This is a genomic window from Nostoc sp. ChiSLP03a, from assembly GCF_034531215.2.
Classification (GTDB): Bacteria; Cyanobacteriota; Cyanobacteriia; order Cyanobacteriales; family Nostocaceae; genus Nostoc.
This window is the reverse complement of the sequence record NZ_JAVRBQ020000087.1, coordinates 20,162-31,649: the sequence shown is the minus strand read 5'-3', so window position 1 is coordinate 31,649 and position 11,488 is coordinate 20,162. Positions and strand designations below refer to the sequence as shown.

The window sequence follows — 11,488 nt, the reverse complement described above, 5'->3', positions numbered from 1 at the left end:
TTTATAAAGCTGCATAGAATTCGATCCCCCCTAGCCCCCCTTATAAAGGGGGGAACCAGAAAAACATATCAAAGTCCCCCAATTTATCGGGGGATTTAGGGGGATCTAGATATGTGTAACTTCACATTAAATTGGTATTAGCTGCTTGCAAGAATGTCACAGAATCTGCACGAATTGGTTCAAGCGTGAGTTCGGTTTTTAAGACTTCAATTTGTTGCACCTCTATCCCAAGCAACCAACGCACGAACTCGGTTGGGTATTGTTCAGCTAAATATTTACAAACGTTGTCGTAACTCACCCTTTTCCTCTTCTCCTAACACAAAAAAACGGCCGCCTCCATAAGAGAAGCAGCCGTTTTAACAAATTATGTAACTACAAAGTATTAGTAATCGAAGTCGCCGCCGCCAGCACCAGCGCCAGCAGGAGCGGCATCTTTAGGTTCAGGCTTGTCAACGATAATACATTCGGTTGTCAACACCATACCAGCGATGGAAGCAGCGTTTTGTAGAGCAGAACGAGTCACTTTAGCAGGGTCAACAATACCAGCAGCTAACAAATCAACAAACTCGTTGGTTGCAGCGTTGTAGCCAATGTTGAAATCCTTCTCTTTGACGCGTTCAGCAATAACAGCACCATTCTGACCAGCGTTTTCAGCAATCCGTTTCAGAGGTGCGGGTAAGGCGCGAACCACAATCAAAGCACCAATCAACTCTTCATCCTTAAGGTTGCTCTTTGCCCAGTCTTCCAAGTCGGGAGCCAGGTGAGCCAGAGTTGTACCACCACCAGGAACGATACCTTCTTCTACAGCAGCTTTGGTGGCGTTAATAGCGTCTTCTAGGCGCAGTTTTTTGTCTTTCATTTCGGTTTCGGTCGCTGCACCCACTTTCACCACAGCGACACCACCAGAAAGTTTAGCAAGACGCTCTTGCAGTTTCTCTTTGTCGTAAGAAGATTCGGTTTCTTCGATTTGACGACGAATCTGTTCGACACGAGCTTTAACAGCAACTTCGTTACCTTCGGCAACAATTGTGGTGTTGTCCTTGGTGATGGTGATCCGGCGAGCTTTACCCAGGCTATCCAGCTTGGTGTTATCTAGCTTCAAACCAGCATCTTCGGTAACTAGTTGACCGCCAGTTAAAACGGCGATATCTTCTAGTAGTGCTTTGCGGCGATCGCCAAAGCCAGGAGCCTTAACAGCAGCCACGTTCAGCACACCGCGCAAACGGTTTACTACCAAGGTTGCCAAAGCTTCTTTTTCAATATCTTCGGCGATAATTACCAAAGGACGACCAGCACGAGCTACTTGCTCTAACACTGGTACAAGGTCTTGTACCAAAGCGATTTTCTTATCAGTCAGCAGTAGGAAAGGTTCATCAAAAACCGCTTCCATCCGTTCAGCATCGGTAGCAAAATAGGGAGAGATGTAGCCTTTATCAAAGCGCATCCCTTCAGTGATTTCCAACTCGGTGAACATAGATTTCCCTTCTTCTAGGGAAATTACGCCTTCCTTGCCCACCTTGTCCATTGCTTGAGCAATCATCTGACCAACTTCTTCGTCGTTACCAGCCGAGATCGCACCAACTTGGGCAATGGCTTTGGAATCTTCCACTGGACGGGCGTGTTGAGCAATTTTGTCTACAAGGAAGCCAGTAGCTTTGTCAATACCACGCTTGAGGGAAATTGCGTTAGCACCAGCTGCAACGTTCCGCAAGCCTTCTTTGACGATCGCATGAGCTAAAACGGTAGCGGTGGTAGTACCATCGCCCGCTGCATCATTAGTCTTAGAAGCAGCTTGACGAATCAGAGCTACACCAGTGTTTTCAATGTGGTCTTCTAATTCGATTTCTTTGGCGATCGTTACACCGTCATTAACGATTTGCGGTGCGCCAAATTTCTTTTCTAGGACTACGTTACGACCTTTGGGGCCAAGGGTAACAGCTACAGCCTCAGCCAGGATGTCAATGCCTCGTTCCAAGGCGCGACGGGCGTTTTCGTTGTAGATAATGCGCTTTGCCATAATTTCTTGTTAGTTGTCCTTTGTCATTTGTCATTTGTCTTTTGTTCTACCCTTCGGGAAGCCGCCCGGAGGGCATCTACGTCATTTGTCATTTGTCCTTTGTCATTGGCTAATGATAATGACTAATGACCACTAGATAACAACTGCTAAAATATCTTTTTCAGAAAGCAGTACATATTCTTCGGTGCCGAGTTTGATGTCAGTGCCAGCGTACTTAGAGTACAGCACCTTATCGCCGACTTTGATTTCCAATTCCTGACGGTTTCCGTCGTCATTACGCTTGCCAGGGCCAAGAGCCACTACTTCCCCTACTTGGGGCTTTTCCTTGGCGGTATCGGGCAAATACAGACCACCTGCGGTCTTTTCCTCAGAGGCGTTCACTTTTACGAAAACGCGATCGCCTAAAGGTTTAACTGTAGAAACGCTTAGAGATAAAGCTGCCATAATTATTTTCTCCAGAGTTTAGCACTCTCAACTCCTGAGTGCTAATTTATCGAAAAGTAGAGTCCAATGGCAAGAATGCCTTGAGTACGGGTTCCCGAACTAGAAGGTCATAGATGTACTTAAGTATAAATGCTTAATTATTTATACCTTGCGGGTTTTGTTCTGTAAGTTACGAAGAGAGTAGGGAATGGGGAATAGGGAAGAATTTTCATAACTCTTAATTATCCACTCCCTACTCTCCAGTCAACTTTATTTGCAAAGCTTGCAAATTGTTATAGAACTGTAATCAGGGAGCCGCTCGATGAGTAACAATACAGTGACAGCGATCCAGTCCAACCATCAAATTCCTAAAAAAACTCAATTTTTAGAACATAAGACTCTGAGTAATTGTGTAGAAAGTTTAGGACTTGCAAAAATTCAGCGAGACATTTTTATTTGCGCTGACCAGGCAATTGCTGCTCAAAACGAGCTAGTCTGGAATTCTGGGATTACTTAAAAAAGCGACTTAAAGATTTAAAACTCGATGAGCCGTACTAAAGTTATTCTATTTGCGTCTCTAAAACTAAAGCCAACTGCTTGCGTGTTTCTGGTTCTAGATCCATAATGGTGATTTACCCTGATGGTGTCTGGTATCGCCAAGCAAACCCGGAAGTTACTCTGCGGATCGTCCGAGAACACTGAATAGGTAATAAGGTGGTAGAAGAATATGCGTTTTCAATCCATCTTTTGCCTGAAACTTCCCTAGTTTCTTGTGAACACCTCATAGAGGCTTAACAACGAAAGGATATGGTATAGCAGTAGGCTTTAAGAAAGTGCGGGTTGGTTTTGAGGTAGGGTCATCTTTAAGCCAATACTTACTTGTAAGTCCGAAAGATTATTATTTAATCAGTGTTTTTTACCCCGCCCCTTTCAAAGCGATATATAATAGCGCATTATAGATACTACTGCTATACGTATCCTTGCTGGACTTTTGCTATCGAGCTACTAGTCTATTGAAAGTGCTCGGCATTTTTGAGACTTCGAGACAGCAAAGGCAAGTTAAGTAGGAAAAAGGACAACATCTCGAATAACCCACCATACGAGGATAAATATTCAAGACTTTGATGGACCGAAGCGCGACAAGTGCCACTGCTATGAAAGAGCCCAGCATGAAAGATCACAAACGACTTCTATTGATTGATGATGACCCTAACCTCATCTTGCTGGTGAAGGATTACTTAGAATTCCGGGGATATGAAGTCATCACCGCTGAAAATGGACGTGAAGCTCTGGAAATTTTAGAGCAAGATGTTCCAGACATGATCATCTGCGATGTGATGATGCCGGAAATGGACGGATATACTTTTGTGGAACAAGTCCGGCAAAACGAACGCACCAGCTGGATTCCGGTTCTTTTCCTTTCAGCTAAGGGACAAAGTGCAGACCGAGTTAAAGGTCTGAACAAAGGTGCTGATGTTTATATGGTCAAGCCCTTTGAACCAGAAGAACTCGTAGCGCAAGTTGAGTCCTCGCTGAAACAAACTATCCGTTGGAAAGAACACCAAGCAAAAGGAGGCGAAAACGGTTCCCGCATCCAGGTTCCCTTCGATGTGCAATTAACCCCAACCGAACTGAAAGTAGTTCAGTTTGTTGCTAGGGGTTTAGCTAACCGGGAAATTGCTGAAGAACTCAATGTTAGTCAGCGAACGGTTGAAAGCCATGTGTCCAATATGTTGGGCAAAACCAATCTCCACAATCGCACTGAACTAGCGCGGTGGGCGATTGAAAATCAAATGGCTTAAACAAAGTTAAGAGTTAAAAGTTAGGAGTTATGCATTTTTTAATTCCTAACTCCTAACTCCTAACTAATATTTACCAACCATCTTCTTCAGGGTTGGATTGGTACAAAACTTCTAAATCCAGTTCATCCAGGTAAGTCAAGGCACTTTCAATCTGGGAAACAGTGCCCCGTAGTTCCAGCTCAAAGCAGCTATATTGTGGCACGTTTGCGCTTATCTCCGCAGTAGCAATAATGACTGTGATACCATAGTGAGAAACCAGTCGTGAAATGACTGGTTCCTCATGCAAGTCTTTAGGAATACGAACCTGGATGCGAGTTTGGGTGCGTCTATTATCTAAAATATCAGTATTAGATTTTACTTGTTTATTTGGAATTGCCATTCTAGCTTCCTATTCGACTTCTGGGATGAGGGTTTGGCTTTGCACGACTTCTTTTAAGACTAGCGTTACTCATCCTATGCACGCAAACGGTAGCAAATGATTCATAATTCATCATTAAGATTCGATGAGATGAATTATGGATTCCTATAAAAAAGTGCGATCGCATTTAAGTGGATTATAAACTTATTAACTTATAAGTTAACTTTTTTGAAAAATGAATAAACATCTTGGAGAATAATTCTCCGGTGAAATCTTAATTCAAGTGTTGCTTTTATGATTAACAGGTAATGCTATTGGAATTTCGATCGTAAATTCCGTTCCACAAGCAAGTTCAGACTTTAGCTGGATATTTCCCTGATGTTTTTCAATAATTTGATGACTAATTGCTAAACCTAGTCCCGTTCCTTTGTTGATAGGTTTAGTTGTAAAAAAAGGATCGAATATCTTGCTTTTAATTTCAGAATCTATTCCATTACCGTTATCTCTAAATGTAATTATGACTGTTTCTAATTGAGTTACTTCAGTTTGAATTACAATTTGCTTTTGTATCTGATTATCCAGCTCTAGTAAAGCATCAATGCCATTACTAAGGATATTCATGAATACTTGGTTTAGTTGTGCTGGATAACATTGAACTGGTGGGAGATTTCCATACTTTTTAATAATCTCAATTTTTGGTTGTAGTCGATGATTTAAAAGTAATAAAGTACTTTCAATTCCTTCATGAATATTAACAGCTTTTTTATCCGACTGATCGAGTCTAGAAAAGTTTTTTAGGGACAGTACGATATCACGAATTCGATCGGTTCCTATCCTCATAGATGAAAGAATTTTTGGTAAATCATCGCTGATGAAATCAATATTAAAGTCGCCAAAATTTTCTTCAAACAAAGAATAGGAATCTGGATGTTCTTGTTGATATAGTTGGATTAAATTTAAAAGACAGTTTACATGGTTATTAAGATGATTAAAATTACCGTGAATAAAATTAACAGGATTATTAATTTCGTGCGCTAAACCTGCAACCATCCGACCCAAGCTAGACATTTTCTCTGTCTGGATCAATTGAACTTGGGTAGTTTGTAATTCCCGTAAAGTATTTTCTAACTGTTGTGCTTGAAGTTGGGCAGTAGCAGTTGCACTAGTGAGTGCTTTGAGGTTATTGTAAGCTTTGGAATGATAACGAATGCGGGCAATTAACTCAACTGGATCTGGTAATTTGATTAAGTAGTCATTAGCGCCTTCAGTAAAAGCTTCTGCTTTGAGCTTTGCTTCTTCTTTGCTGGATAACATGACTATTGGTACATCACAAGTTACTGGATGAGAGCGAAACCAACGCAGTAACATTAATCCATCGATATCTGGCATGACCATATCCAAAAATATCACCGTTGGTTCTATGGCGATCGCATCTTGAATAGCTTTAGCTGGATTACTTGTGTAGTGAAGGGAAATATCTGTTTCTGTCGCAAGTATCCGACGGAAGGCTTCGCTGATAATTACCTGATCGTCAATTAGCAAAAGCCTGACTATGGATATTTTGGCATCCAGAATAAATGGCGCAGCTTGTGGAGTTTGTGGTTGACTCCAGTTTGGTGATAATCTTGCTGTCTTTGGAGATATTTCTAAGAGTGCTGTTTCTTGCAGGTTCATTTAGCACCTCTAAATAGGTCTTTGTTTTCAAGACTACAAACTAGTAAGTCAAATCTACTAGTCTGCAATTGTCGCAATTATATCTCAGTAATTAAAAACGTTAGTGTTTTGCAATACTTCGTAAAGGTGTTTTAAGTATCTGCTTTCATGTATATACCTTATTAAGGGTATAATAAATTACTTAACTAATTAAGCATTTGGCCGTAAATTTGATGCAGGCTGATGCGATCGCCTCAACTGGCAAAACCTCTACCGCAGCTTTTAATTCCACTGCTACTTTCGGCATACCATAAACAACGCAAGTTTTGCGGTCTTGAGCAATAGTATGCCAACCTGCTTCGCGCAATTGTTTTAAGCCTTGAGCGCCATCTCCACCCATCCCCGTCAGTAACGCCCCAACCCCTTTTCCAGTCCAATTTTTAGCCACACTCTTGAAGAAAACATCAATTGATGGACGATAGAAAAAATGTAGTGGTTCTTTGTCATAGCCAAAGGTGAGGTCGGGACGCATCACTAAATGAAGATTTGTGCCAGCAAGCAGAACTTTACCAGGCTGTGGTGTAGAACCTGCGATCGCTAGTTGCACAGGCAGAGGAATTTGCTCATTTAACCAAGCGGCAAAACTTTGAACAAATTGGGCATCTATATGCTGAACAACAACCACCGCCGCCGGAAAGTCTTGAGGAAATTGGCAGAGAATAGTTTTCAATGCCTGGGGACCACCAGTGGAAGCCCCGATAACGATTAGAGATGGAAGTGATTTTGAGTGATGGACAGGCGGCGATCGCCGATGTGAAGATTTGCCAATTAAACAGGCGATCGTGGCAATTTTATTTAGTAGCCCATCATCTCCTAAGATAGGCGTGTTGATGGCATCCAAGGCTCCATAGCCCATTGCTTCAAAAATCTTGGCTGCATAGCGATTAACACTAGCAGTTACCATCACAATCGCGCAGGGAGATTGCCTCATGATATGCCGTGTAGCTTCTACTCCATCCATGCTGGGCATCAGTACATCCATCAAAATCAAGTCAGGAGTATCAGCCGCACACTTACTCACAGCTTCCGCACCATCGTAGGCAACCCACGCCAGCTTATAACCTGGTATTTTTACCACAGCTCGCCGCAGTACCTCTACAGCCATGAACATATCGTTAGCGATCGCAATTCTCACAAATTATGGCATTTCTCCAAAATAACGCTACAAATACAACAGATAGAAACCCAGATAAAATCTAGGACTTACGCATTGACAAAAATCTCATCTATCTCCCTGTACTGTCTGTCTAGTAATCAGGATTCTTGCCGAATTTGGTTTCTGATAAAAAGTTGTTCTGCATTAAGTAGGATGACCAGTAGCCCTATAGATGATCTAGCGATTGCCGGAGTTGCCCAGTTGTGATTCACCAGGTCGGGGATGGTTATAACAAGCATCAATGCAATGATGAATATTGGTAGAATCATGACAAAATTTCGATCCCAAGCAGGTTTATCGCGCAGTCTCGCTTCGCTTCGTAGTACGCGATTACGCCAAAATGGAAAAGTACTTAGGACAGAGGTAAGGTATAACAGTCCAGCATTAATTAGCAGGATTGTTTTAAAGTTTGGAGCGATGTCAGAATGTCCAAGGAAGATCGCTGTTAGGCAAGCTCCCGCTGCTAGATACAGAAAAGTAAACAGGCTAAAGTGCTTCATTGGTTACTCCTTGTGCTTTATAAACTGGAGTTTAGACTATATGGCGTAAGTCCTAGATTCAGCTCTTTCAAGGTGGTGAAATTTGGAACGAAAATTGGTAATTTCAACATTCAAAAAGCCCAAAATCTGAGCGGAGGATTCAAAATGGTAGCACTGAAACAACGTATCTTCGTTCGTCACCTTGAAAGTGCTAGTTCTAAAATCTTACTTTCTTAATTACGAATTACGAATTATTATCAAGCCTCTCCAATTAAATCAATCACCGCCTTTAACAGAGTGTCGTCATGAAAGCTGCTCTTAGTTAAGTAGTAGTCTGCACCTGCTTCTAATCCTTGCAGTCGGTCTTCTTCCCGGTCTTTGTAAGAAACGATAATCACAGGTGTTTGCTTCAACTTGGCATGAGTTTTTATCTGGCTAGTGAGTTCAAAGCCGTTCATTCGGGGCATATCAATATCTGTCACCACCAAGTCATAATCGCCGCTGCGGATTGCATTCCAACCATCAATGCCATTAACCGCCACTTCCGCTTTGTAACCATTGTTTTCCAAAAGCTTGCGCTCCATTTCGCGCACAGTGATCGAATCATCCACCACTAACACTCGCTTGTAAGTTTTGGTAACTGCCTGATGAGCAGACTGATTTACCTGAGAAAGTTGTCCGCTAGAAAACACCTTCGCAATAGAACGTACCAAATCTTCAACATCGACAATCAACACCGGGGAACCATCATCCATCAGGGCGGCGGCGCTAATATTGGCGACTTTACCAAGGCGGGGATCTAGAGGGCGGACAACCAAATTGCACTCACCCAAAAACCGATCTACAACTAATCCATAACGATTGAGGCGATCGCTAATTACAATCACTGATAGCGATTCTACATTCACCGCAGGCGAGGCTAACTCTAAAACTTGACTTGCCAAAATCAACTCCACAGGTTGATTATTCATCAGGAAAAATGGGCGATTTTCCGATACAGCAATCTTAGACTTCGATAAGATCAACACCTGTTCAATGCGTGTCAGTCCAAAAGCATAGGGTTCGCCAGCAATTTCTACCAACAGGGTGCGAATCACAGATAACGTTAGCGGTAACTGCAAGTGAAAGGTCATACCCCTTCCCAACACAGAAACCGCCCGCAGCGTGCCGCCAACTTCCCGGACTGTGCTATGAGCGATATCCAGCCCCACACCTCTACCCGAAATTTCGGTGACAGTTTGGGTTGTGGAGAAACCAGGCAAAAATAAGAATTCCATCAACTCAACTTCGGTAAGTTGGGCTGCCATTTCCGGGTTTGTCAGTTGTTTACCGATCACAACTTGGCGCAAAAACTCTATATCGATTCCCCGTCCATCATCTGCAACGGTGATAAACAGCATTCCGGCACGATGGGTAACTTCAATCCGAATAATTCCTTCTTCTGGCTTTCCTGCTGCTAGACGCTCCTGAGGTAGTTCAATGCCATGATCGATCGCATTTCGCAAGATATGAGTCAAGGGAGCTTCCAGACGTTCTAGAATATCTCGATCTACCAAAGTAGACTTACCAACGATTTCCAGTTTCACCCGTTTACTCAATTGTCTTGCTAAGTCGCGCACCATCCGCGGAAATCCCTGTCCCCCATCCGCAAAGGAACACATTCGAGTCGCAATAACTTCTTGATATAGGCGCTGGGCAAGGTTAGCAGAACGCTGAGAAAATTGTTCTAGTTCGTTTTGGCGATCGCTTATCATCTGGTAACATTCGTTAGCTTTTTGATGAGTTGCACTCAAGGTTTCCTTAATTTGCCGATCCAGATGATAGTTGCCCAATAACTCCTGCAACTTTTCCAGCAGATTGGACAATTCCCCTTGATTGCTTCTCAGTTTCAGCAAAGAGTTAGCAAATGGTTCTAATAAATTCGCCTCAACTAAAGACTCTCCTGCTAAACCCATTAAGCGATTCAAATTTTCAGTACTCATTCGCACCGCCCGATTTTGGGTGATGCCCAGTTCTTCTAATGGGGATGGGGAAATAAGGATTGTCTGTTGGTTGTCTTCTAACTGCGCTGTTGTTACTAGGGGATGAATTTCTGTAGAGGTTGCCTCTGGAGTTTGGATATTAGCGATCGCACTCACCAACGATTGAATGCCAACATCTTCTAACATCTGTAAATTTGGGTTGGCTGTAACCATTTGAGCTATCTGCAAGAGCATATCTACCCCTTGCAGCAATATATCAATGCGATCGGCAGTTAAAGTAACTTTTCCCTCTTGAGCCGCCACAAAGCAGTCTTCCATGACGTGAGCAAGGTTGACAGCCGGATCGATTTGGACAATTCGCGCAGCGCCTTTGATGCAATGGGCTGCCCGCATTAAAGCTGCCAGTTCTGGTTGGAGATCGGGCTTCGTCTCCAGTGCCAACAGGCGATCGTTCAATACCACAACTTGAGCTTTTACTTCCATGTTGAATAAATCAAGCAAGGAAAGATTGCTAACATCAAATTCTTCTAACATTACTACACCTTCCTAGAACACCGATTCATTAATCCTGGAAGAATCTCTCCCTCAACCCCTTTTCTACGAGACTACGGTAGTGTACACACAAGTCTCTCGATCTGCACCTTTGATGCATCGCCCTGCACGTTTGTTGTATCGACTCGCACCTTTGTTGCATCGACCTACAAAAATTAACCCACCCTACGTTCCACAGCAACTTTAAAAGACTTGTGTACACCACCGTAGCCTACGAGTAGAGGGGAGTTTAGCTCCCCCTTCCCTTGTAGGGAAGGGGGTTGGGGGGTTAGGTCTTTGATTACAGCACCTTCTTAGCTAAGGTGGTGAGTAACAATTCATCATCCAAATAGCTGACACTGTGGGATCGCTCCATTTGCGATCCGCCAGGTTGCCAGTGAAATAATCCTTTTGTATAAGTTTGAGTCAGACTCTTAGGCGGATCTTGTAACTCATCCCGGTGAAATCGGTGTACTCCATAAAGTTCATCTACACCAAACACCCAAATTTTATCTGCCTTTTCCAGCACCACCATGCGCGAATACACCACTGGACTGAGTGTTTGTACTGCTGTATCGGCAGTTGCCAGATTCAAGAGATCGCTTAAAGAAATACACAATAGTAATTCGCCTCGAATACTTACCAATCCCCGCAAGATTTGATTGCTGCGATGCGGTATGGTATGAACCACGCTAGAAAGAGAAATTTCTTTGAAGATTTGGGCAGAAAGCGCCAGCCATTCCCGTTGCAGACGAAAAATCACAACTGTGATTTGAGTGGTGGTTAAAGTATGGGATATCTGGGAATTTTCATCAGTTCTAGATTTAGCCAGTAACTCAGTCCACTGATGGCGATAATCTTCAGATATGGAGCGCTCTAGCAAATAGCGTCCAGTAGTAGAGTAAACGGGGCAATTGCGGCAATGGGTATAAGTGGCTAATTGGGGACAGGAGCGATCGCCCTCAATGCCGATAAAATTCCAACAACGTTCAATATTTAATGGCGTAGTGGGGTTCATAAGGGCTGC

Annotated in this window: 11 protein-coding genes; 2 read left to right on the top strand and 9 right to left on the bottom strand. The window is 43.0% G+C overall.

All coding sequences use genetic code 11. The annotated features are described in order from the left end of the window. Positions 1-121: 121 nt before the first annotated feature. The 3 genes from RMY32_RS14245 to groES form a co-directional block, all read right to left on the bottom strand. Entirely contained in the window at positions 122-298 is a 177-nt protein-coding gene (locus tag RMY32_RS14245) for a hypothetical protein (protein WP_322715023.1), read from the bottom strand. Positions 299-382: 84 nt separating this feature from the next. Further along, on the bottom strand, positions 383-2,017 hold the full coding sequence (gene groL, locus RMY32_RS14240; RefSeq protein ID WP_322715020.1) for a chaperonin GroEL: 1,635 nt from the start codon (positions 2,015-2,017) through the stop codon (positions 383-385). A gap of 132 nt (positions 2,018-2,149) precedes the next feature. Beyond that, complete coding sequence (groES, locus tag RMY32_RS14235) at positions 2,150-2,461, bottom strand: co-chaperone GroES (RefSeq protein WP_100898362.1); 312 nt, start codon at positions 2,459-2,461, stop codon at positions 2,150-2,152. Between the two features lie 301 nt (positions 2,462-2,762). On the opposite strand from groES, the gene RMY32_RS14230 reads away from it, so the two are divergent. Beyond that, a complete protein-coding gene (locus RMY32_RS14230; protein WP_322715019.1) occupies positions 2,763-2,957 on the top strand; it encodes a hypothetical protein in 195 nt (64 codons plus the stop codon). Positions 2,958-3,564: 607 nt separating this feature from the next. Continuing rightward, on the top strand, positions 3,565-4,242 hold the full coding sequence (locus RMY32_RS14225) for a response regulator transcription factor (protein WP_012407592.1): 678 nt from the start codon (positions 3,565-3,567) through the stop codon (positions 4,240-4,242). A gap of 70 nt (positions 4,243-4,312) precedes the next feature. Here the strand turns inward: RMY32_RS14225 and RMY32_RS14220 are convergent, their stop codons facing one another. The 6 genes from RMY32_RS14220 to RMY32_RS14195 all read right to left on the bottom strand — a co-directional run bounded on the left by RMY32_RS14220 (position 4,313) and on the right by RMY32_RS14195 (position 11,479). After that, the gene (locus RMY32_RS14220; protein ID WP_322715018.1) at positions 4,313-4,621 is read right to left on the bottom strand and encodes an NIL domain-containing protein; all 309 of its coding nucleotides are present in this window, start codon (positions 4,619-4,621) and stop codon (positions 4,313-4,315) included. Between the two features lie 258 nt (positions 4,622-4,879). Beyond that, on the bottom strand, positions 4,880-6,274 hold the full coding sequence (locus RMY32_RS14215) for an ATP-binding protein (protein ID WP_322715017.1): 1,395 nt from the start codon (positions 6,272-6,274) through the stop codon (positions 4,880-4,882). 181 nt (positions 6,275-6,455) lie between these two features. Further along, complete coding sequence (locus RMY32_RS14210; RefSeq protein ID WP_322715016.1) at positions 6,456-7,448, bottom strand: chemotaxis response regulator protein-glutamate methylesterase; 993 nt, start codon at positions 7,446-7,448, stop codon at positions 6,456-6,458. A gap of 119 nt (positions 7,449-7,567) precedes the next feature. Then, a complete protein-coding gene (locus RMY32_RS14205) occupies positions 7,568-7,969 on the bottom strand; it encodes a hypothetical protein (protein ID WP_322715015.1) in 402 nt (133 codons plus the stop codon). A gap of 236 nt (positions 7,970-8,205) precedes the next feature. After that, a complete protein-coding gene (locus RMY32_RS14200; protein ID WP_322715014.1) occupies positions 8,206-10,464 on the bottom strand; it encodes a hybrid sensor histidine kinase/response regulator in 2,259 nt (752 codons plus the stop codon). 298 nt (positions 10,465-10,762) lie between these two features. Then, complete coding sequence (locus RMY32_RS14195) at positions 10,763-11,479, bottom strand: chemotaxis protein CheW (protein ID WP_322715013.1); 717 nt, start codon at positions 11,477-11,479, stop codon at positions 10,763-10,765. Positions 11,480-11,488 lie beyond the last annotated feature (9 nt).